19 protein-coding genes are annotated in these 21130 nt (G+C 63.5%); 14 read left to right on the forward strand and 5 right to left on the reverse strand.

Annotated elements, in window-relative coordinates; genetic code table 11:
- The 4 genes from J1N02_RS02595 to J1N02_RS02610 all read left to right on the forward strand — a co-directional run bounded on the left by J1N02_RS02595 (position 1) and on the right by J1N02_RS02610 (position 4823).
- Positions 1-1059, forward strand: coding sequence for an alpha-ketoacid dehydrogenase subunit beta (locus J1N02_RS02595; protein WP_027606187.1), 1059 nt, complete (start codon positions 1-3; stop codon positions 1057-1059).
- A complete protein-coding gene (locus J1N02_RS02600; protein ID WP_414887531.1) occupies positions 1060-2316 on the forward strand; it encodes a dihydrolipoamide acetyltransferase family protein in 1257 nt (418 codons plus the stop codon).
- A 4-nt stretch (positions 2317-2320) separates the two neighbouring features.
- Positions 2321-3700 (forward strand): dihydrolipoyl dehydrogenase, encoded by a 1380-nt coding sequence (gene lpdA / locus J1N02_RS02605; RefSeq protein WP_098479109.1) that lies wholly within the window; start codon positions 2321-2323, stop codon positions 3698-3700.
- Positions 3701-3803: 103 nt separating this feature from the next.
- Positions 3804-4823, forward strand: a complete 1020-nt coding sequence (locus tag J1N02_RS02610; RefSeq protein ID WP_027606184.1) for a branched-chain amino acid aminotransferase — start codon at positions 3804-3806, stop codon at positions 4821-4823.
- Between the two features lie 127 nt (positions 4824-4950).
- On the opposite strand, the gene J1N02_RS02615 is transcribed toward J1N02_RS02610, so the two are convergent.
- A complete protein-coding gene (locus tag J1N02_RS02615; RefSeq protein WP_414887530.1) occupies positions 4951-5844 on the reverse strand; it encodes a GNAT family acetyltransferase in 894 nt (297 codons plus the stop codon).
- A gap of 288 nt (positions 5845-6132) precedes the next feature.
- On the opposite strand from J1N02_RS02615, the gene ctlX reads away from it, so the two are divergent.
- From ctlX to J1N02_RS02650, 7 genes are all read left to right on the forward strand, one after another.
- A complete protein-coding gene (ctlX, locus tag J1N02_RS02620; protein WP_405125626.1) occupies positions 6133-7059 on the forward strand; it encodes a citrulline utilization hydrolase CtlX in 927 nt (308 codons plus the stop codon).
- 11 nt (positions 7060-7070) lie between these two features.
- Positions 7071-8117 carry an ornithine cyclodeaminase gene (locus tag J1N02_RS02625; protein WP_421147121.1) on the forward strand — a complete coding sequence of 349 codons (1047 nt, stop codon included), beginning with the start codon at positions 7071-7073 and terminating at the stop codon, positions 8115-8117.
- A 257-nt stretch (positions 8118-8374) separates the two neighbouring features.
- Entirely contained in the window at positions 8375-9154 is a 780-nt protein-coding gene (locus J1N02_RS02630) for an ABC transporter substrate-binding protein (protein WP_027606181.1), read from the forward strand.
- Between the two features lie 137 nt (positions 9155-9291).
- Positions 9292-9993: an ABC transporter permease gene (locus tag J1N02_RS02635; protein ID WP_027606180.1), complete on the forward strand. Its 702-nt coding sequence runs from the start codon at positions 9292-9294 to the stop codon at positions 9991-9993.
- Positions 9990-10703, forward strand: a complete 714-nt coding sequence (locus J1N02_RS02640) for an ABC transporter permease (protein ID WP_027606179.1) — start codon at positions 9990-9992, stop codon at positions 10701-10703. The genes J1N02_RS02635 and J1N02_RS02640 overlap by 4 nt, the downstream gene beginning before the upstream one ends.
- Positions 10704-10706: 3 nt before the next feature.
- Entirely contained in the window at positions 10707-11537 is an 831-nt protein-coding gene (locus tag J1N02_RS02645; protein ID WP_256592536.1) for an ABC transporter ATP-binding protein, read from the forward strand.
- Between the two features lie 5 nt (positions 11538-11542).
- Entirely contained in the window at positions 11543-12040 is a 498-nt protein-coding gene (locus tag J1N02_RS02650; protein ID WP_053138651.1) for an Lrp/AsnC family transcriptional regulator, read from the forward strand.
- 136 nt (positions 12041-12176) lie between these two features.
- Here the strand turns inward: J1N02_RS02650 and J1N02_RS02655 are convergent, their stop codons facing one another.
- The 4 genes from J1N02_RS02655 to J1N02_RS02670 all read right to left on the reverse strand — a co-directional run bounded on the left by J1N02_RS02655 (position 12177) and on the right by J1N02_RS02670 (position 16299).
- Positions 12177-13010, reverse strand: a complete 834-nt coding sequence (locus tag J1N02_RS02655) for a TIGR03915 family putative DNA repair protein (RefSeq protein WP_169898995.1) — start codon at positions 13008-13010, stop codon at positions 12177-12179.
- Positions 13007-14227, reverse strand: a complete 1221-nt coding sequence (locus tag J1N02_RS02660) for a putative DNA modification/repair radical SAM protein (RefSeq protein ID WP_169898997.1) — start codon at positions 14225-14227, stop codon at positions 13007-13009. The genes J1N02_RS02655 and J1N02_RS02660 overlap by 4 nt, the downstream gene beginning before the upstream one ends.
- A gap of 66 nt (positions 14228-14293) precedes the next feature.
- Positions 14294-15631, reverse strand: a complete 1338-nt coding sequence (locus J1N02_RS02665; protein WP_027606174.1) for a lysine N(6)-hydroxylase/L-ornithine N(5)-oxygenase family protein — start codon at positions 15629-15631, stop codon at positions 14294-14296.
- 119 nt (positions 15632-15750) lie between these two features.
- Positions 15751-16299 (reverse strand): sigma-70 family RNA polymerase sigma factor, encoded by a 549-nt coding sequence (locus J1N02_RS02670; RefSeq protein ID WP_223841646.1) that lies wholly within the window; start codon positions 16297-16299, stop codon positions 15751-15753.
- Between the two features lie 191 nt (positions 16300-16490).
- Between J1N02_RS02670 and J1N02_RS02675 the strand changes: the two genes are divergently transcribed.
- From J1N02_RS02675 to J1N02_RS02685, 3 genes are read left to right on the forward strand one after another with little or no spacing between them, the layout of a single operon-like run.
- Entirely contained in the window at positions 16491-17660 is a 1170-nt protein-coding gene (locus J1N02_RS02675) for an efflux RND transporter periplasmic adaptor subunit (protein ID WP_098479103.1), read from the forward strand.
- A gap of 1 nt (position 17661) precedes the next feature.
- Positions 17662-19632: a MacB family efflux pump subunit gene (locus J1N02_RS02680; protein ID WP_405125623.1), complete on the forward strand. Its 1971-nt coding sequence runs from the start codon at positions 17662-17664 to the stop codon at positions 19630-19632.
- On the forward strand, positions 19625-21037 hold the full coding sequence (locus tag J1N02_RS02685) for an efflux transporter outer membrane subunit (protein WP_146477038.1): 1413 nt from the start codon (positions 19625-19627) through the stop codon (positions 21035-21037). Before J1N02_RS02680 ends, J1N02_RS02685 begins: the two co-directional genes overlap by 8 nt.
- The last annotated feature ends 93 nt before the right edge of the window (positions 21038-21130 follow it).

The raw sequence follows: 21130 nt of genomic DNA on the forward strand, positions 1-21130 counted from the left end.
ATGAACGATCACAACAACAGCATCGAATTGGAAACCGCCATGACCACCACCACCATGACCATGATCCAGGCCCTGCGCTCGGCCATGGATGTGATGCTTGAACGTGATGACAACGTGGTGGTGTTCGGCCAGGACGTCGGCTATTTCGGCGGCGTGTTCCGCTGCACCGAAGGCTTGCAGACCAAGTACGGCAGCTCGCGGGTGTTCGACGCACCGATATCGGAAAGCGGCATCGTCGGCGTGGCGGTTGGCATGGGTGCCTATGGCCTGCGCCCGGTGGCCGAGATCCAGTTCGCCGACTACGTCTACCCCGCCACCGACCAGATCATCTCCGAAGCGGCGCGCCTGCGTTATCGCTCGGCCGGCCAGTTCACCGCGCCCTTGACCATGCGCATGCCCTGCGGCGGCGGCATCTACGGCGGCCAGACCCACAGCCAGAGCATCGAAGCGGTGTTCACCCAGGTCTGCGGCCTGCGTACGGTCATGCCGTCCAACCCCTATGACGCCAAGGGCCTGCTGATTGCCTCCATCGAAAACGATGACCCAGTGATCTTCCTCGAGCCCAAGCGCCTGTACAACGGCCCGTTCGACGGTCACCACGACCGCCCCGTAACGCCGTGGTCGAAACACCCGCAAGCCCAGGTGCCGGACGGTTACTACACGGTGCCGCTGGACGTGGCCGCCATCGTGCGCCCGGGCTCGGCCGTCACTGTGCTGACCTACGGCACCACCGTGTATGTCTCGCAGGTCGCCGCCGAAGAAACCGGCATCGACGCCGAAGTCATCGACCTGCGCAGCCTGTGGCCGCTGGACCTGGACACCATCGTCAAGTCCGTGAAGAAGACCGGCCGTTGCGTGGTGGTGCACGAAGCCACCCGTACCTGCGGCTTTGGTGCCGAGTTGGTGGCGCTGGTGCAGGAGCATTGCTTCCACCACCTGGAAGCGCCGATCGAACGCGTCACCGGTTGGGACACCCCCTACCCGCACGCGCAGGAGTGGGCGTATTTCCCAGGCCCGTCCCGAGTGGGCGCGGCGTTGAAACGGGTCATGGAGGTCTGAATGGGCACGCACGTTATCAAGATGCCGGACATTGGCGAAGGCATCGCGGAAGTTGAATTGTCGCAGTGGCATGTGAAGGTCGGCGACATGGTCGTCGAAGACCAGGTGCTGGCGGATGTGATGACCGACAAGGCGATGGTGGACATTCCCTCGCCGGTCCATGGCAAGGTGATTGCCCTCGGCGGCGAGCCAGGTGAAGTCATGGCGGTGGGCAGTATCCTGATCAGCATTGAAGTCGAAGGCGCGGGCAATGCCAAGGAGGTGCCGGTAGCCGCGGAGCCGGTGAAAGCGGCTGCCGTTGTCGAGGCCAAGCCGGCACCGGTGGTCGAAAGCAAGCCCGCACCAGTGGCAGCCGCACAGGCCCCCGTGGCCCGCGATGCCGACGAACGCCCTCTGGCCTCCCCCGCCGTGCGCAAGCACGCGCTGGATGCCGGTATCCAACTGCGCCTGGTCCAGGGCTCCGGCCCGGCCGGGCGGATCCTGCACGAAGACCTCGAGGCCTACCTGCAACAAGGGGCGTCAAAAGCTTCGATGGCCGCCAACCCTTACGCCGAACGCAACGACGAAGAACAGATCCCGGTGATCGGCATGCGCCGCAAGATCGCCCAGCGCATGCAGGACGCCACCCGGCGTGCCGCGCATTTCAGCTATGTGGAAGAGATCGACGTCACCGCCCTCGACGAGCTGCGCGTGCACCTCAACGACAAGCACGGCGCCACGCGCGGCAAGCTGACGTTGCTGCCGTTTATCGTGCGCGCCATGGTCGTGGCGCTGCGGGACTTCCCGCAGATCAACGCGCGCTACGACGACGAAGCCCAGGTCATCACCCGCCTCGGCGCGGTGCATGTGGGCGTCGCCACCCAGAGCGACGTGGGCCTGATGGTGCCGGTGGTGCGTCACGCCGAAGCGCGCAGCCTGTGGGGCAACGCCGAGGAAATCACGCGTTTGGCCACTGCTGCACGCAATGGCAAGGCCAGCCGCGATGAGCTGTCCGGTTCGAGCATTACCCTGACCAGCCTGGGCGCCCTGGGCGGCATCGTCAGCACCCCGGTGCTGAACCTGCCGGAGGTGGCCATCGTCGGCGTCAACCGTATCGTTGAGCGGCCGATGGTGATCAAGGGCCAGATCGTGATCCGCAAGATGATGAACCTCTCCAGCTCCTTCGATCACCGCGTGGTCGATGGCATGGACGCGGCGCAATTCATCCAGGCCATTCGCGGCCTGCTCGAACAACCTGCCAGCCTGTTCCTGGAGTAAGGGCATGACCCAGACATTGCATACCACGCTGCTGATTATCGGCGGCGGCCCTGGCGGTTATGTGGCCGCCATTCGTGCCGGCCAGCTGGGCATCCCGACGATCCTGGTGGAAGGCCAGGCGTTGGGCGGCACCTGCCTGAATATCGGCTGCATTCCGTCCAAGGCCTTGATTCACGTGGCCGAGCAGTTCCAGCAAACCGTGCACCACAGCCAGGGTTCCCGGTTGGGAATCGAGGTGGACGTGCCGACCCTGGACATCCGCAAAAGCGTGGAATGGAAAGACGGCATTGTCGACCGCTTGACCACCGGTGTCGCCGCACTGCTTAAAAAGCACAAAGTGCAGGTGATCCACGGATGGGCCAAGGTGGTGGACGGCAAGACCGTCGACGTCGGCGACCAGCGCATCCAGTGCGAACACCTGCTGCTGGCCACCGGTTCGACAAGCGTCAACCTGCCGATGCTGCCGATCGGCGGGCCGATCATCTCGTCCACCGAAGCCCTGGCCCCGACCCGCGTGCCCAAGCGCCTGATTGTGGTGGGCGGCGGCTACATCGGCCTGGAGCTGGGGATTGCGTATCGCAAGCTCGGCGCCGACGTGAGTGTGGTCGAGGCCCAGGACCGCATCCTGCCAGCCTACGACGCCGAGCTGACGCAACCGGTGAACGAATCCCTCAAGCAACTGGGCGTGAAGCTGTACCTCAAGCACAGCGTCACGGGTTTTGCCGATGGCAGCCTGCAAGTATGCGACCCGAATGGCGACATCCTGGCGCTGACAACCGATCAGGTGCTGGTTGCCGTTGGTCGCAAACCCAACACCCAGGGTTGGAACCTTGAGGCGCTGAACCTGGAGATGAACGGCGCGGCGATCAAGATCGACAGCCGCTGCCAGACCAGCATGCGCAACGTGTATGCCATCGGCGACCTTAGCGGCGAGCCGATGCTGGCGCACCGCGCCATGGCCCAGGGCGAAATGGTCGCCGAACTGATCAGCGGTCAATCCCGCGAATTCAACCCGGCGGCGATCCCGGCGGTGTGCTTTACCGACCCGGAACTGGTGGTGGTCGGCAAGACGCCCGACGACGCCAAGGCCGCCGGCCTGGACTGCATCGTGTCGAGTTTCCCGTTCGCCGCCAACGGCCGTGCAATGACGCTGGAGTCGAAAACCGGCTTCGTGCGGGTGGTGGCGCGACGGGACAATCACCTGATTGTGGGCTGGCAGGCGGTCGGCGCCGGCGTGTCCGAGCTGTCCACCGCCTTCGGCCTGAGCCTGGAAATGGGCGCACGCCTGGAAGACGTGGCCGGCAGCATCCACGCCCATCCGACGCTTGGCGAGGCGGTGCAGGAAGCTGCGCTGCGGGCCCTGGGCCACGCCTTGCACCTATAGCGTTTGTGGCGAGGGCGCTACAGGGGATGCGAACGGGCCCGGGAATGAAGTATTGTTGCGCCCATTCAGAAAAAAACCGACTTGACCAAAGATAGAGGGTGTCATGGGTAACGAAAGCATCAATTGGGACAAGCTGGGTTTTGACTACATCAAGACCGACAAGCGGTTTCTCCAGGTCTGGAAAAACGGCGAATGGCAAACCGGCACCCTGACCGACGACAACGTGCTGCACATCAGCGAGGGCTCTACCGCCCTGCACTACGGCCAGCAGTGCTTCGAAGGCCTCAAGGCCTACCGCTGCAAGGACGGCTCGATCAACCTGTTCCGCCCGGACCAGAACGCCGCGCGCATGCAGCGCAGCTGCGCCCGCCTGCTGATGCCCCACGTCCCGACCGACGCGTTCATCGACGCGTGCAAGCAAGTGGTCAAGGCCAACGAGCGGTTCATTCCGCCGTACGGCAGCGGCGGCGCGCTGTACCTGCGCCCGTTCGTGATCGGCACCGGTGACAACATCGGCGTGCGCACCGCGCCGGAGTTCATCTTCTCGGTGTTCTGCATCCCGGTCGGCGCCTACTTCAAGGGCGGCCTGGTGCCGCACAACTTCCAGATCTCCACCTTCGACCGCGCCGCCCCACAGGGCACCGGTGCCGCCAAGGTCGGTGGCAACTACGCCGCCAGCCTGATGCCGGGCTCGGAAGCGAAGAAATCCGGTTTCGCCGACGCGATCTACCTGGACCCGATGACCCACTCGAAAATCGAAGAAGTCGGCTCGGCCAACTTCTTCGGGATCACCCACGACAACAAGTTCATCACACCGAAGTCACCTTCGGTGCTGCCAGGCATCACCCGCCTGTCGCTGATCGAACTGGCCCAGACCCGCCTGGGCCTGGAAGTGGTCGAAGGCGAGGTATTCATCGACAAGCTGGATCAGTTCAAGGAAGCCGGTGCCTGCGGGACTGCGGCAGTGATCTCGCCGATCGGCGGTATCCAGTACAACGGCCAGTTGCATGTGTTCCACAGCGAGACCGAAGTCGGCCCGATCACCCAGAAGCTCTACAAAGAGCTGACCGGCGTGCAGACCGGCGACGTCGAAGCGCCAGCGGGTTGGATCGTTAAGGTCTAACAGCCTCAACGCATATCCCATGTGGGAGGGGGCTTGCCCCCGATGGCAGTGGGTCAGTCAATGAGTCTGTTGACTGATACACCGACATCGGGGGCAAGCCCCCTCCCACATTTGCTCTCCGGTGTCCTCAGGATTGAGCCGGGATATTCTCGGCAATCTTCTTGCCCATGCTGATCCTCGGCTCCACCCCATACCCCAGCGCCTCATAGATCCCCACCACCGCCTCATTGCCACCGGTGATCTGCAGGTTGATCTTCATGCAGCCCAGGGCCGTCAGGGCCTGTTCCGCATGCCGCACCAGCGAGGAACCGAGGCCATGACGTCGATAGCCAGGGTGCACGGCCACCGAGTACAACCAGCCGCGATGACCGTCGTAGCCGGCAAGCACCGTCCCGATGACAGTCTTTTTGTCCGTCGCCACAAAAAACAGCCCGTCATTGACCGCCAGTTTCTTATCGATCGCCAGGGTCGGCAGGTTATGCGCCGTGTCATACCCAAACGCCTCCTGCCATAACGCCACCACTTGCCCGCGGTGCTGGCGGTCGCGATACGGACCGATGGGATGGCGCGACAACAGCGCCTTTTCCATCACCAACGTGCGCTCATTGCCGTGGTAGACGTCGCGTACCGTGTGAAAACCCAGCCTGGTGTAGAACGGCTCGGCGGTCAGCGAAGACGGCACACTCAGCGTCGTCACCCCCGCTTCCCGCGCGCGCAGTTCGATTTCAATCATCAGCAACCGGCCAATGCCCTGCCCTTGCAGCGTAGGGTTGACGAACACCGAACGCACCACATTGGCATCCAGGGCCGCCGTGGCGACGATCACCCCGTCCTGGACCGCCACCAGCACCACACGGCGCTTGAGCAGGTCGAGCACCGCGTCCGGGGTGAAGTTGCTGGCCACCCGGGCAATCACATCCGCTGGATAGTCCCGCGCATTGCTGCTGTGCAAGGCCGCCAGGATGACCTGGCTGATCCCTTCGGCATCCTCGGATTGGGCAAGACGTACGACGGTAGACATGATTCCTCCTGGCTGACGGCGTTATTACAGTCGCCACTGTACCAATGCGGGAGGGGGCTTGCTCCCGATGGCGGTGTGCCAGTTGATGGATTGAGTGACTGATATACCGCAATCGGGGGCAAGCCCCCCTCCCACATTTTGACCGCGCTCCAGCTCCAACAGCCAATTCGGCTGCCTCACCCCCCTTTTCAGCTTTCCCGGCTGAACCGCCCCTGGGTTTCAGCCGGGATTCCCCTGCCACAGCGAACAAAATAGCCCCACTGCTCAACCCCATGGATTCGTGCCCCCATGCAAACCACCAACACCGTCCTGATGATTCGCCCGGCGCGCTTTGCCTTCAACCCGGATACCGCGATCAACAACCGTTTCCAACGCCCGCCCCTCGACCCGCGCAGTGCACAGCAGAAAGCGCTGGAAGAGTTCGACGGCTATGTCGACACCCTGCGCCGGCACGGCGTGGAAGTGCTGGTGGTGCAAGACACTCCGGCGCCCCACACACCCGACTCGATCTTCCCCAACAACTGGTGGAGCAGCCACGCCGACGGCAGCCTGGTGCTGTACCCGATGGAAGGCCAGAACCGACGACTGGAGCGCAACAAAGGCGTGCTGCAAGTGCTGGAGCAGCGCTTTGCGATCAAGGACACCATCGACCTCAGCCACCTCGAACAACAGAACATTTTCCTCGAAGGCACCGGCAGCATGGTCCTCGACCGCCAGCACCGCATCAGCTACGCCTGCCACTCCGGGCGCACCCACCACGACGCGTTGCGCCAGTTTGCCGAACGCCTCGACTACCAGCTCTGCGTCTTCCACGCCGTCGACCGCCACCACGCACCGATCTACCACAGCAACGTGATGATGAGCGTCGGCCGCGACCTTTCGGTGGTGTGCCTGCAAGCGTTGCCCGACGCCGACGAACGCCAGGCCCTGGAACGCTCGCTGCGCGACACCGGCAAAGACATCCTCGGCCTCGACTTCGACCAGCTCGAAGCCTTCGCCGGCAACATGCTCGAAGTCCACGACCGCGACGGCCAGCCGCTGCTGGTGATGTCTGCCAGTGCCTGGGGCGCGCTGCAACCGGCCCAGCGCCGGCATGTGGAGCGCCACACCCGGCCGGTGGTGGTGAACATCGACAATATCGAACGCATCGGCGGCGGCAGTGCCCGCTGCATGCTGGCAGAAGTGCATCTGCCCGCCCGTCCCTCATTTCAATAAGGAGTCTTGCCATGACCCGCTATATCGACGTCAACGACCTCAGCTATCTGGTTTCGCAAAAAGGCCTGCACACCTGCATCACCGAGATGGCCGAGTACATCCGCGCCGACTACCTGCGCTGGCACGATTTTGAAAAATGCGCACGCCTGGCCAACCACTCGCCGGATGGCGTGATCGAGTTGATGCCGGTGTCCGACGCCTCGCTGTACGCCTTCAAGTACGTCAACGGCCACCCGAAGAACACCTTGGCCGGCATGCTCACCGTAATGGCCTTTGGTGCCCTCGGTGACGTCGACACCGGCAAACCGGTGCTGCTGGCGGAAATGACCCTGACCACTGCCATTCGTACCGCCGCCACGTCGGCCCTGGTGGCCCGCTACCTGGCCCGCGCCAACAGCCGCAGCATGGCGTTGATCGGCAACGGCTCCCAGAGCGAATTCCAGGCCCTGGCCTTCCACGCCATGCTCGGCATCAACGAGATCCGCCTGTTCGACATCGACGCCAGGGCCACCGCCAAGCTGGCAGCCAACCTCAAGGCGTTCCCGGCAATCAAGGTGATCCTGGCCGACAGCGTGGCCGAAGCGGTCAAGGGCGCGGACATCGTCACCACCGTCACCGCCGACAAGGCCTACGCGACCATCCTCACCGACGACATGATCGAGCCCGGCATGCACCTCAACGCCGTGGGCGGCGACTGCCCAGGCAAGACCGAACTGGACCGCCGCATCGTCGAGCGCGCCCGTGTGATCGTCGAGTACGAACCGCAAAGCCGCATCGAAGGTGAAATCCAGCACATGCCGGAAGACTCGCCGGTGACCGAGTTGTGGCAGGTCATCAACGGCCAGGTCGCCGGCCGCGAGCATGAGCGCCAGGTCACCCTGTTCGACTCGGTGGGCTTTGCCATCGAAGACTACTCGGCCCTGCGCTATGTGCTGGACGTGGCCAAGGCCCTGGATGTCGGCAGCGAACTGGAACTGGTGCCGGACCTGGCCGACCCCAAGGACTTGTTCGCGCGCCTGGCCCAACAGCCTCGAGCACAGCATAAAAAGCGCGCCTGAGACCGCTCTGGCCTGCCCCTTTGCGCCATGGGCAGGTCGGATTTCCAGGGCTCAAAAGCCGATTCAGCGGGTGTCACAGCCGATTCCGCTGCATTGCGTGTTTTAACAGCGCAATTTGCGCTTTGAGCACCGGGTAAACGACACAAAAAACGCACCATCATGAAGCATTCTGAGCCCGACCAAAGAGTCACCGAATGCATGCACGCTGCACCCTTTCTACTGCCCTGACATCAATTACAAAATATAGGGACTGACACATGACTCCACTGCGATCACTCTTCGCTGCGTTGCTGTTGCCACTGTGCGCCAGCGCCGCCCACGCCCAGGATTGGAAAGAAATCCGCTTCGGCGTATTCCCCGAGTACCCCCCGTTTGAATCCGTGGCCGCCGACGGTAGCCTGCAAGGCTTCGATATCGAATTGGGCAACGCCATCTGCGCCAAGCTCGAGGTCAAATGCACCTGGGTGCACAACGAATTCGACGGCATGATCCCGGCCCTGCGCGCGCGCAAGTTCGACGCGATCATGTCGTCCATGGCCGTGACCCCGGCGCGCGAGAAAGTCATCGACTTCACCGACCGCCTGTTCCTCAGCCCCACGTCGGTGATCACGCGCAAAAACGCCGACTTCGGCGACACCCCGGAATCGTTGAAAGGCAAACAGGTCGGCGTGCTGCAAGGTTCGTTGCAGGAAGCCTATGCCCGCGCGCACCTGGCCAGGCTGGGCGCGCAGATCAAGGCGTACCAGTCCCAGGAACAGAACTACGCCGACCTGCAGAACGGCCGTCTCGACGCCACCCTGACCGACAAGCTCGAAGCCCAGCTCAACTTCCTGTCCAAGCCTGAAGGCGCCGACTTCAAGACCGGCCCGGCCTTCAAGGACCCGACCCTGCCCCTGGACATCGCCATGGGCCTGCGCAAGAACGACCAGGACTTGCGTGCGCTGATCAACAAAGGCATCGCCGCCGTCCAGGCCGATGGCACCTACGCACAGATCCAGAAGAAATACTTCGGCGATCAAGACATCTACAACGAATAAGCCAACACAATCCCTTGTGGGAAGGGGCTTGCTCCCGATAGCTGCGGGTCAGTCAATACAGGTGTCGACTGGCACGCCCTCATCGGGAGCAAGCCCCCTCCCACAGGGGTATGTCTGCGCCCTTTAGAGATCTCCCCATGAACGAACTCCTCAACCTGCAAGGCTACGGCCCGATGCTCGCCCAGGGTGCCTGGATGACGGTCAAGCTGGCGCTCCTGGCGCTGGCCCTGAGCCTCGCCCTGGGCCTGATCGCCGCCGGCGCAAAACTGTCCAGCGCCCAATGGCTGCGGGTGCCGGCCACGCTGTACACCACGCTGATCCGCAGCGTGCCGGACCTGGTGCTGATCCTGCTGATTTTCTACAGCCTGCAACTGTGGCTCAACGACCTGAGCGAAGTGTTCGGCTGGGACTACTTTGAAATCGACCCGTTTACCGCCGGGGTCATCACCCTGGGGTTTATCTACGGCGCGTATTTCACCGAGAACTTTCGCGGTGCGATCCTCAGTGTGCCGGTCGGCCAACTCGAAGCCGCCACCGCCTACGGCCTGAGCCGCTGGCAGCGTTTTCACCTGGTGCTGTTCCCGCAGCTGATGCGCTTTGCCCTGCCGGGCCTGGGCAATAACTGGCTGGTGCTGCTCAAGTCCACGGCGCTGGTGTCGATCATTGGCCTGTCGGACCTGGTCAAGGCCGCGCAGAACGCCGGCAAGACCACCAACGAGCCGTTGTACTTCCTGATCCTCGCAGGCCTGGTGTACCTGGTGATCACCACCCTCTCCAACCGCATCTTCAAGCGCCTCGAACGGCGCTATAACCTCGGCATCAAGGGGATGGCGCGATGATCGAACTGTTCCAGCAATACGGCGTGGCCTACCTGTTCAGCGATGGCACCGGGTTGTCCGGCGTTGCCATGACCTTGTGGCTGTTCATTATCTCGGTGGTGCTGGGGTTTTTCCTCTCGATCCCGCTGGCGCTGGCCCGCGTGTCGGCGCACTTCTGGCTGCGCTGGCCGGTGGAGGTCTACACCTATCTGTTTCGCGGCACGCCGCTGTATATCCAATTGCTGATTTGCTACACCGGGCTGTACAGCCTGGAGGTGGTGCAGGACAACGCCCTGCTCAACCAGTTTTTCCGCAATGCCCTCAACTGCACCCTGCTGGCCTTTGTGCTCAACACCTGCGCCTACACCGTGGAAATCTTCGCCGGGGCGATCCGCAACATTCCCCACGGCGAACTCGAAGCGGCCCGCGCCTATGGCCTGCACGGCTGGCGCCTCAACCTGTTTGTGGTGGTGCCTGCCGCACTGCGCCGCGCGCTGCCGGCCTACAGCAATGAAATGATCCTGATGCTGCACGCCACGTCGCTGGCGTTTACCGCCACCGTCGCCGACATCCTCAAGGTGGCGCGCGATGCCAATGCCGAGACGTTCCTGACGTTCCAGGCCTTCGGCATCGCCGCCCTGCTCTACATGCTGCTGTCCTTTGCACTGGTGGGCCTGTTCCGACTGGCCGAACGTCGCTGGATGCGTTTTCTTGTTCCTACCCGAGGCTAACCCATGAATCAGTCCGCGCAGGCCCTGGCCACTTATCCTGTCGATGTACCCGTTACCCAGGCGGCAACTGCTGCCGTCAAGCTGCAGGTCGAGGGCATCCATAAACGCTACGGCGAACACGAAGTGCTCAAGGGTGTGTCCCTCAACGCACGCCACGGCGACGTGATCAGCCTGATCGGCGCCAGCGGCTCGGGCAAAAGCACCCTGTTGCGCTGCATCAACTTTCTCGAACAGCCGGACGCCGGTGTCATCACCCTGGACGGCATCAGCATCGAAATGCGCCAGGGCCGCGCCGGCGCCCGCGCGCCACACCAGGAACAATTGCAGAACCTGCGCACGCGCCTGGCCATGGTGTTCCAGCACTTCAACCTGTGGAGCCACATGACCGTGCTGGAAAACATCACCATGGCCCCACGCCGGGTGTTGGGGGTAAGTGCCGCCGAAGCGGAAAAACGCGCGCGCATGTACCTCGACAAGGTCGGCCTGCCGGGCCGCGTGGCCGATCAGTACCCGGCGTTCCTGTCCGGCGGCCAGCAACAGCGCGTGGCCATCGCGCGGGCCCTGGCGATGGAGCCGGAAATCATTCTGTTCGATGAACCCACATCCGCCCTCGACCCCGAACTTGTAGGAGAAGTCCTCAAAGTCATACAGACGTTAGCTGAGGAAGGTCGTACCATGCTGATGGTCACCCACGAAATGGGCTTTGCCCGCCAGGTGTCCAGCCAAGTGCTGTTCCTGCATCAAGGCCGAGTCGAGGAACAAGGCGGCGCCGAGATCCTCGACCACCCCAACAGCGAGCGCTTGCAGCAATTTCTTTCCAACCGTTTGAAGTGAAACCCATGGATACCAAGGCCAACGGACCCCATACCTCCCCTGCGCTGGATCGCATCGATGAGGCGATCATCGAAGTGCTGCGCCACCAGGGGCGTATCACCTATGAAAAGCTCTCGTCACTGGTGCACCTCACCCCCAGGCCCTGCCTGGAGCGGGTGCGCAAGCTGGAGCGACGCGGGGTGATTCGCGGGTACGGCGCGATCATCGATGTGCAGATGGTCTCGCCCGGGCTGTCGCTGCTGGTGCTGGTGGCCTTGTCCAACCAGAGCGGGCGCTCGGCGCAAAAGGCCTTCGAAGCCTGTATGAAGGCCTGCCCCCAGGTGTTCGAATGCCAGCTGATCAGCGGGCCGTTCGACTACAGCCTGCGCATGCGTTGCCGGGACATGGAGCACTACCGGGTGGTATCGGAGATCTGGCTGAACAATGATGAGCTGCACATCGATAAGTTGGTGGCGCATCCGGAGTTGGCGGTGGTGAAAAATACCGCCATCGAACTGGCCTGAGCCCCACTCGCCAAGCCAATGAGGTCGAATGTGGGAGGGGGCTTGCTCCCGATAGCAGTGTGTCAGTCAGCTCATCTTTCACTGACCCACCGCTATCGGGAGCAAGTCGAATCGTCGCACCGCCCCTCCCACATTTTTAACCATGCCCGCTTAAGATTTTCTTACCTTGGCGCGCCCCCACCAGCTTCGCCTGCCCATCCTTCTGCTTCCCCGTACGCGCCTCGCTGATCAACCCCGGGATCAACCTGCCCTCCGGCAGATTTTTCCAGAACCGACTCGGCAAGTGCCCTTCCATCACCTTGGGGTTCAATCGCGCCGGGTTGAAAATGTGGCTGTAGTACGTCAGCCACATCGCGCTGTGGGGATCCTCGACATTCTGCGCCAGCTGCCGCCACGCCTCGGGGCACTCACGCTGGTGGGTCAGCTGCTCGCCGTCGTAGTACACCCCGTCCAACGGCGTGGCTATCATCCAGCGATGGCGCCCCATGCGCCCCACAAAATGCTGGCTGGCCGATTTGAGGATGTCATGGGCCGGTTCATGCCAGGCCACGTACTCCGGCAACTCGGGCCCTGCTTCTGCCGGCAAGGCGATAAAGCGCACAAACGCATGCAGGTGATGGGCCTCACGACTCACCTGCTTGATGCGTCGCTGCAATTCAGTGCCGAGTTTATCCCCCGCCAGCATCGCGGTGCGGTCGCCATGGCTGACGCGCCAGAGCACTTCGTACAACAGGCTCCAACGCTGGTCGCCTTGGTAACAGGCGGCTGACGCCAACAGCTCCAGCAGCGCCTTGGGAACACGCGCCTGGAACGGCCCCAAGCCCGCGGGGATCGGCTCATCGGTGGCAAACAGGTCCGCCGCCTGTACCTCGCCCCAGCTGACCTGGCTGGGGTCGACCTGATGGCTGAGCAGCCAGCGCGCCTGTTCGCGCCAGGTGCTGAAAAGGTTGTCGCATTCCAGGCTGATCATCCCCACAACCCCATCTGCTGCGGCTGCGGGTGGTCGCGCAGTTGTTCGCGCAGCAGCACGCTGGTGCTGTCCGCCTGTTGCGGGTGATAGTCACTGGTGATGAAAAACGGCTTGGCCTTGGCCAGCACACAGCGCATGCGTGCCAGGTCTTCAAAGCGGATCTTGCGTTCGCGGCGCAGGTCCACCAGGCGCTGGGTGGTGCGCAGGCCGATCCCTGGGATGCGGGCGATCAAGGTCGGCTCGGCGCGATTCAGGTCCAGGGGGAACACCTCGCGGTGTTCCAGGGCCCAGGCCAGCTTGGGGTCGATGTCCAGGGCCAGGTGGCCGGGGCCTTCGAACAGTTCGTTGGCACTGAAGCCGTAGCTGCGCAGCAGGAAATCCGCCTGGTACAAGCGATGCTCGCGCATCAACGGCGGCGCGGCCAGTGGCACGCTTTTCGGGCTGTTGGGGATGGGGCTGAAGGCCGAGTAATACACGCGGCGCAGCTTGAAGTTGCCATACAGCGCCTCGGCACTGTGGAGGATGGTGCTGTCGTCGGTCTCGTCGGCGCCGACGATCATCTGGGTACTCTGCCCGGCCGGGGCGAAACGCGGTGCACGGGGTTCGTTGAAGACCGTCTGCTCGCCGGTGTAGATGGTCTGCATGGCCTGCTTGATCGAGACGATCTGCTTTTCCGGCGCCAGGGTTTGCAGGCTGGCATCGGTGGGCAGTTCGATATTCACGCTGAGGCGATCGGCGTAGCGCCCGGCCTCGGCAATCAGCGCCGGGTCGGCCTCGGGGATGGTCTTGAGGTGGATGTAACCGCGAAAGTCATGCTCTTCGCGCAGCAGTTTGGCCACCCGCACCAATTGCTCCATGGTGTAGTCGGCCGAACGAATGATGCCGGAGCTGAGGAACAGCCCGCTGACGCAGTTGCGCTTGTAGAAATCCAGGGTCAGGGTGACCACCTCCTCCGGGCTGAAGCGTGCACGGGGCACGTCGCTGGAGCGGCGGTTGACGCAGTATTGGCAGTCGTAGAGGCAGAAGTTGGTGAGCAACACCTTGAGCAAGGATACGCAGCGACCGTCCGGCGTGTAGCTGTGGCAGATGCCCATGCCATCGGTGGAGCCCAGCCCTGCCTTGCCTTCCGAACTGCGCTTGGGCGCGCCGCTGCTGGCGCAGGAGGCGTCGTACTTGGCGGCGTCGGCGAGGATGCTGAGTTTTTCGATCAACTGCATGGAGGCTTACCGATACTGGTTTTTTGTACAGTATCAGCCAGCCCCCCGTGTCACAAGTGCAGCCTGTCAGCTGGCGGTGGCGAGGAGCAGATCCTGCACCGAACGCCCCTTGCCACGGCTACGGTCATTTTCAAACAGCGACGCCGCAATCTCATCCGCGCGAATCGGCAGTACCGACAGCAACGTATCGCTCAAGCCATGGCTGGCCTGGCTGAAGCCCTGGATGTAGACGCCGGCCTTGCAGCGCTCGTCGGTGACGATGCGGTAGTCGCGCGCCACTTCAAAATCACCCAGGTACTCCTCCAGCGGCGCCAGCAATGCGCGGTGGGTCTCGCGCTCGTAGCCGGTGGCGAGGATCACCGCGTCGTAATGGTTGACGCTGGTTTCGCCGCTGGCGTTGTTGCGCAGGGCCAGTTCGATGCCCAGGGGGCCGGGGGTGGCCTTCTCGACCACGGTCATGGTGCGGAAGGCCTGGCGGGCGATACCGGAGACTTTCTGGCGGTAGAAAATCCCGTAGATGCGCTCGATCAGGTCGAGGTCGACCACCGAATAGTTGGTGTTCTGGTACTCGGCGACCAGGCGCTCGCGCTCGGCACCGACTTGCTGGAACACCAGGTCGGTGAAGGCCGGCGAGAACACTTCGTTGACGAACGGGCTGTCATCGGCAGGCTTGAGTGCCGAACCGCGCAGGATCATGTCGACCTGTACCGATGGGAAGCTGTCGTTCAGGTCGATAAAGGCTTCGGCCGCGCTCTGGCCACCACCGATGATTGCGATGCGCATCGCCTTGCCGTCCACGCAAGGCTGGGTGGCCATGCGCTCCAGGTACTGGGAATGGTGGAACACCCGGCTGTCGCCCTTGAGGGCCTTGAAAGTTTCGGGAATGCGCGGCGTGCCGCCGGCGCTGACCACCACCGAACGGGTGGTGCGCACATGCTGCTCGCCCAGGGCGTCGCGGGAGATCACGCGCAATGCCTCGACCTGTTGCTGGTGCAGGATCGGCTCGATGGCCAGTACTTCCTCGCCGTAGCGGGCCTGGGCCTGGAACTGCCCCGCGACCCAGCGCAGGTAGTCGTTGAACTCCATGCGGCACGGGTAGAAGGTGCCCAGGTTGATGAAGTCCACCAGGCGGCCGTGGGCTTTCAGGTAATTGACGAAGGAGTACGGGCTGGTGGGGTTGCGCAGGGTCACCAGGTCCTTGAGGAACGAAATCTGCAATTCGCTCTGGGTCACCAGGGTATTGCCGTGCCAGCGGTAATCGGCCTGTTTGTCGAGAAACAGTACGTCCAGTTTGCCCTGGGCCTTTTCGCGCTCCTGCAGGGCGATGGCCAGCGCCAGGTTCGAAGGGCCGAAACCGATACCGATCAGGTCGTGAACCGCGGGCGAAGCAATTGCCTGTGTCATTCCAGTGTCCTCTGGATAAGCCCCTTGGCGGTGGGGCGGGAATACCTTCGAGACCTGCACAACAGGTCATGTGTTGATAGGAAACGAGGACAGTGAAAAAAAATTTAACCGAACAGTGATCAGTGCGCGTCCCACTCGCGCATCCGCACCCGGCAGTGCTTCATGGCGTTGACGATGTGTTTTTCCACCAGAGCGCGGGAAATACCCAGGCGCTCGGCGATTTGCAGGTGGCTCAGACCCTCGAGTTTGCGCAGCAGGAAGCTGTCGCGACAGGCCGCCGGCAGCTCGGCCAGGGCGCGTTCGAGCAAGGCCAGGCGTTGGCCGTAGTCGTGGGTGGCATGGGGCGAACAGGCGGCAAAGCGCTCCTCGCTGTCGAGCACCTCCAGGGGTTCGACCTGGCGCAGGGCATTGCGCCGGTGGCCGTCGATCACCAGGTTCAGCGCGGTGCGATACAAAAAGGCACGCGGCTGTTCGATGGGCGTCTCGCTGGAACGTTCCAGCACCCGGACATAAGCGTCATGCACCACATCCTCGGCCACCTGACGGTTGCCCAGCTTGGCGTTGAGGAAACACACCAGCTCGCGATAGTAGTTTTCCAACATGACTCCCGGCCGCCGGGTGGCGGCATCAGATCCTTGAGTGCGAAAAAAGACGGCGTATTCAGTAATGGCAGTTTGGGTAGGTGCAATTTATAGTAATTCTCATCTACTTTTAAACAAGACTTGCACCTACAGGCCGTTTTTTTTCTCCACAAGACCTGTAACCACTTATGTAACAGCCTAAATCCTCGGGCAATTCTCTCGTTTAACTGTCAGCTCTGCGCAACTGCGCTCCGAACTTTCCCGGCTGGAACCTAAGCATGAAACGCCCTCGACCTGCCCGACGCGCCTTGCTCGCTATCGCGTGCCTGATTCCCATCATCGCCGTGGCCGCCTGGCAGGTGTTGCCGCCGGGGCGTGACAACCTGACCACCGTCACCGTCACCCGCGGCACTATTGAAAACAGCGTCACGGCCCTGGGCACCCTGCAACCGCGCCGGTATGTCGACGTGGGCGCCCAGGCGTCCGGGCAGATTCGCAAGATCCACGTTGAAGCCGGCGACCAGGTGCAGGAAGGCCAATTGCTGGTGGAGATCGACCCCTCGACGCAAAAAGCCAAGCTCGACGCCAGCCGCTACGCCATCGAAAACCTCAAGGCCCAGTTGCAGGAGCAAAAGGCCCAGCACGCCCTCGCCCGCCAGAAGTACCAGCGCCAGCAGCGCCTGGCCGCCGGCAACGCCACCCGCGAGGAAGACGTGCAAACCGCCAAGGCCGAACTGAGTGCCACCCAGGCCCGGATGGACATGTTCCAGGCGCAGATTCTCCAGGCCCAGGCCAGCCTGCGCAGCGACGAAGCGGAACTGGGCTATACGCGCATCTACGCACCGATGACCGGCACCGTGGTCGCGGTGGACGCGCGGGTCGGCCAGACCCTCAATGCCCAGCAGCAGACGCCGCTGATCCTGCGGATCGCCAAGTTGTCGCCGATGACCGTGTGGGCGGAAGTCTCGGAAGCCGACATCGGCCACGTCAAACCGGGCATGACCGCCTACTTCACCACCCTCAGCGGCGGCAACCGGCGCTGGACCAGTACCGTGCGGCAGATCCTGCCGATCCCGCCCAAGCCGCTGAATGAAACCCAGGGCAGCGGCAGCCCCAACAGTTCCAGCAAGAGCGGCAGCGGGCGCGTGGTGCTGTACACCGTGCTGCTGGATGTGGACAACAGCGACAACGCGTTGATGGCCGAAATGACCGCCCAGGTATTTTTCGTCGCCAGCCAGGTCAAGGATGTCCTCACCGCACCGGTGGCCGCACTGCTGGGCACCTCCAGTGCCGACAAGCAGATCGCCCGCGTGGTCGCCACCAACGGCCGCATCGAAGAACGTGAAGTCCGCCTGGGCATCAGCGATCGCCTGCGGGTCGAAGTGCTCGACGGCCTGCACGAAGGCGATCACCTGCTGATCGGCCCGGCCGACGGCAACGGGGGTTGAGGTGACCACGCCCCTGATCGAACTCAAGAACATCCGCAAATCCTACGGCGGTGGCGACAGCCCGCAGGTCGACGTGTTGCGCGGCATCGACCTGTCGATCCATGCCGGGGAATTCGTCGCCATCGTCGGGGCTTCCGGTTCCGGCAAGTCCACGTTGATGAATATCCTCGGTTGCCTCGACCGCCCAAGCCTGGGCGAGTACCTGTTCGCGGGGGAAAACGTCGCCCACCTGGACAGCGACGAATTGGCCTGGCTGCGCCGCGAGGCGTTCGGCTTTGTGTTCCAGGGCTACCATTTGATCCCCTCGGCCTCGGCCCAGGAGAACGTCGAGATGCCGGCGATCTACGCCGGCATCAGCGCCGCCGAACGCCATGCCCGCGCCCACGCCCTGCTTGCGCGCCTGGGCCTGGCCGAGCGCACCGGTAACCGTCCGCACCAGCTGTCCGGCGGCCAGCAACAGCGTGTCTCGATCGCTCGGGCGCTGATGAACGGCGGGCACATCATCCTTGCCGATGAACCCACCGGTGCCCTCGACAGCCACAGCGGTGCCGAGGTGATGAGCCTGCTGGACGAACTGGCCAGCCAGGGCCATGTGGTGATCCTGATCACCCACGACCGTGAAGTCGCGGCGCGGGCCAATCGCATCATCGAGATTCGCGATGGCCTGATCATCAGTGACTCGGCCGATGACGGCGCCGCTCCCCTACCGGCCAACAGCGGCGCGTTGCAAGCCGTGGACCTGCGCCAGCGCCTGGCCGACGGCGCCGAACACAATGGCGCGTGGAAAGCCGAATTGCTGGACGCGGTCCAGGCCGCCTGGCGGGTGATGTGGATCAACCGTTTTCGCACCGCACTGACCCTGCTGGGGATCATCATCGGCGTGGCCTCGGTGGTGGTGATGCTGGCCGTGGGCGAAGGCAGCAAACGCCAGGTCATGGCGCAGATGGGCGCGTTCGGCTCCAACATCCTCTACCTCAGCGGCTCATCGCCCAACCCGCGCACGCCGCTGGGTATCGTCACCCTCAACGACGTCGCGGCGCTGGCGGCGCTGCCCCAGATCAAGCGCATCATGCCGGTCAACGGCACCGAAGCCGGCGTGCGCTATGGCAACGTCGACTACATGGCCTATGTGGGCGGCAATGACACCAATTTCCCGGACATTTTCAATTGGCCGGTGGTCGAGGGCAGTTACTTCACGCCGGCCGACGAGCGTGCGGCTGCCACCGTGGCTGTGATCGGCCATCGCGTGCGGGAAAAGCTGTTCAAGGGAGAGGTCGACCCCATCGGGCAATACATCCTGATCGAAAACGTACCGTTCCAGGTGATCGGCGTGCTGGCGGAGAAAGGCGCCAGCTCCGGCAACAAAGACAGTGATGACCGTATCGCCATCCCCTACTCCGCCGCCAGCGTGCGCCTGTTCGGCAGCTACAACCCCGAATACGTGGTGATTGCCGCCGCCGATGCGCGCAAGGTCCACGAGGCCGAAGTGGCCATCGATCAGTTGATGCAAAAGCTGCACAACGGCAAGCGCGACTACGAGTTGACCAACAACGCGGCGATGATCCAGGCCGAGGCGCGCACCCAGAACACCCTGTCGTTGATGCTCGGTTCGATTGCCGCGATTTCCCTGCTGGTGGGCGGCATTGGCGTGATGAACATCATGCTGATGACCGTGCGCGAACGCACCCGCGAGATCGGCATTCGCATGGCCACCGGCGCGCGCCAGCGTGACATCCTGCGCCAGTTCCTGACCGAGGCGGTGATGCTGTCGGTGGTCGGCGGCCTGTGCGGCATTGCCCTGGCCCTGCTGGTGGGTGGCGTGCTGGTGCTGGCCAAGGTGGCGGTGCAGTTTTCCCTGGTGGCGGTGCTTGGCGCATTCGGTTGCGCACTGGTCACCGGCGTCGTATTCGGCTTCATGCCGGCCCGTAAAGCTGCCCGGCTCGATCCGGTTAAGGCGTTGACCAGTGAATAAACGATCCATTCCCCCGTACCTGCCCGCACTTGGCCTGTGCCTGCTGCTCACGGCCTGCGCCGGTGACCCGCCCGCCGTGGACAGCGCTATTGCGCCGCCGGCTGCCTGGCAGTTCGCCGAACGCGACGCCGCCCGGGCCACCAACCAGCGCTGGTGGACGCAGTTCGGCAGCCCGCAGTTGAACCGCCTGGTCGACCAGGCCCGGCGTGACAGCTTCGACGTGGCCGCCGCCATGGCCCGCGTGCGCCAGGCCCAGGCCACGGCGGTGATTGCCGGGGCGCCACTGTTGCCCGAGGTGAAGTTCAACCTTGCCGCCAGCCACCAGAAGTTGTTGCACGGCGCGGGCGGGCCGGACCTTGACGCCTCACAAAGCGATGACGCCGTCGATAATTTCGGCGCCAACTTCACCGCCAGCTACGAAGTGGATTTCTGGGGTGGCCGCGCCGCTGCCCGTGACAGTGCCCTGCACAGCCTGCGCGCCAGCGAGTTCGACCAGGCGACCGTGGAGCTGACCTTGCTCAGCAACGTCGCCGACCGCTACGCGCAAACCCTCGCGGCGCGCGAGCGCCAGCAGATCGCCGAGTTGAACCTGGCCAATGCGCGTAACGTCCTCGAGCTGGTGCAGACCCGTTACGACGCAGGCTCCGCCACGGCCCTGGAACTGGCCCAGCAGAAAAGCCTGGTGGCCAGCCAGCAACGCCAGCTGCCGTTGATTCAACAACTGGCCGAAGAATCCCAGATCACCCTTGCCGCCCTCCTCGGCCAACCGGTCCAGGCCCTGGAGCTGGGCACCGAACCCTTCCAGGACCTGACCTGGCCAGCCATCGGCGCCGGCCTGCCCAGCCAGTTGCTCAGCCGCCGGCCGGACATTGCCAAGGCCGAGGCCGAACTGGCGGCGGCCCAGGCGGACGTCACCGTGGCCCGCGCCGCCATGCTGCCGGCCCTGACCCTCGGCGCCACACTCGGCTCCGATGCCTACAAGGCCGTGGACGTCCTGCGCAGCCCCTACTACACGCTGACGGCCGGCCTGGTCGGGCCGATCTTCAACAACGGCCGTTTAAGCGCCGAGCGCGACAAGGCGCGCGCGCGCCAGGAGGAGCTGTTGCAAACCTACCGCGGCGCGATCATCAACGGTTTTGCCGATGTGGAAAAAGCCCTCAGCAGCATCACGCGCCTGGACCAGCAGCGCCACTGGCAAACGGAAGAACTGCAACAGGCCCAAACCGCCTTCCGGATCGCCGAAAGCCGCTACCAGGCGGGTGCCGAGGACTTGCTGACGGTACTGGAAACCCAGCGCACCCTGTATGCCGCCCAGGACTTGAACGTGCAATTGCGACTGTCACGCCTGCAGGCCAGCATTGCGCTGTACAAGGCATTGGGCGGCGGTTGGAAAACCAGCATCTGATAAACGAAACTCCAGTTTCGTACATAAGTCGTCTACCGCCCCTACATTCTTCGACTCAGGTTCCTTGGTAAAAAATGCCGCTATCACACGGCT

This window comes from Pseudomonas sp. NFX5, from assembly GCF_049132125.1.
In the GTDB taxonomy this organism is placed as follows: Bacteria; Pseudomonadota; Gammaproteobacteria; order Pseudomonadales; family Pseudomonadaceae; genus Aquipseudomonas; species Aquipseudomonas marginalis.

What these genes read in the sequence shown, in the direction of transcription:
- J1N02_RS02595 (WP_027606187.1), top strand. Translation starts at nt 1, where the DNA reads ATGAACGATCACAACAACAGCATCGAATTGGAAACCGCCATGACCACC.
- J1N02_RS02600 (WP_414887531.1), top strand. Translation starts at nt 1,060, where the DNA reads ATGGGCACGCACGTTATCAAGATGCCGGACATTGGCGAAGGCATCGCG.
- lpdA (WP_098479109.1), top strand. Translation starts at nt 2,321, where the DNA reads ATGACCCAGACATTGCATACCACGCTGCTGATTATCGGCGGCGGCCCT.
- J1N02_RS02610 (WP_027606184.1), top strand. Translation starts at nt 3,804, where the DNA reads ATGGGTAACGAAAGCATCAATTGGGACAAGCTGGGTTTTGACTACATC.
- J1N02_RS02615 (WP_414887530.1), bottom strand. Translation starts at nt 5,844, where the DNA reads ATGTCTACCGTCGTACGTCTTGCCCAATCCGAGGATGCCGAAGGGATC.
- ctlX (WP_405125626.1), top strand. Translation starts at nt 6,133, where the DNA reads ATGCAAACCACCAACACCGTCCTGATGATTCGCCCGGCGCGCTTTGCC.
- J1N02_RS02625 (WP_421147121.1), top strand. Translation starts at nt 7,071, where the DNA reads ATGACCCGCTATATCGACGTCAACGACCTCAGCTATCTGGTTTCGCAA.
- J1N02_RS02630 (WP_027606181.1), top strand. Translation starts at nt 8,375, where the DNA reads ATGACTCCACTGCGATCACTCTTCGCTGCGTTGCTGTTGCCACTGTGC.
- J1N02_RS02635 (WP_027606180.1), top strand. Translation starts at nt 9,292, where the DNA reads ATGAACGAACTCCTCAACCTGCAAGGCTACGGCCCGATGCTCGCCCAG.
- J1N02_RS02640 (WP_027606179.1), top strand. Translation starts at nt 9,990, where the DNA reads ATGATCGAACTGTTCCAGCAATACGGCGTGGCCTACCTGTTCAGCGAT.
- J1N02_RS02645 (WP_256592536.1), top strand. Translation starts at nt 10,707, where the DNA reads ATGAATCAGTCCGCGCAGGCCCTGGCCACTTATCCTGTCGATGTACCC.
- J1N02_RS02650 (WP_053138651.1), top strand. Translation starts at nt 11,543, where the DNA reads ATGGATACCAAGGCCAACGGACCCCATACCTCCCCTGCGCTGGATCGC.
- J1N02_RS02655 (WP_169898995.1), bottom strand. Translation starts at nt 13,010, where the DNA reads ATGATCAGCCTGGAATGCGACAACCTTTTCAGCACCTGGCGCGAACAG.
- J1N02_RS02660 (WP_169898997.1), bottom strand. Translation starts at nt 14,227, where the DNA reads ATGCAGTTGATCGAAAAACTCAGCATCCTCGCCGACGCCGCCAAGTAC.
- J1N02_RS02665 (WP_027606174.1), bottom strand. Translation starts at nt 15,631, where the DNA reads ATGACACAGGCAATTGCTTCGCCCGCGGTTCACGACCTGATCGGTATC.
- J1N02_RS02675 (WP_098479103.1), top strand. Translation starts at nt 16,491, where the DNA reads ATGAAACGCCCTCGACCTGCCCGACGCGCCTTGCTCGCTATCGCGTGC.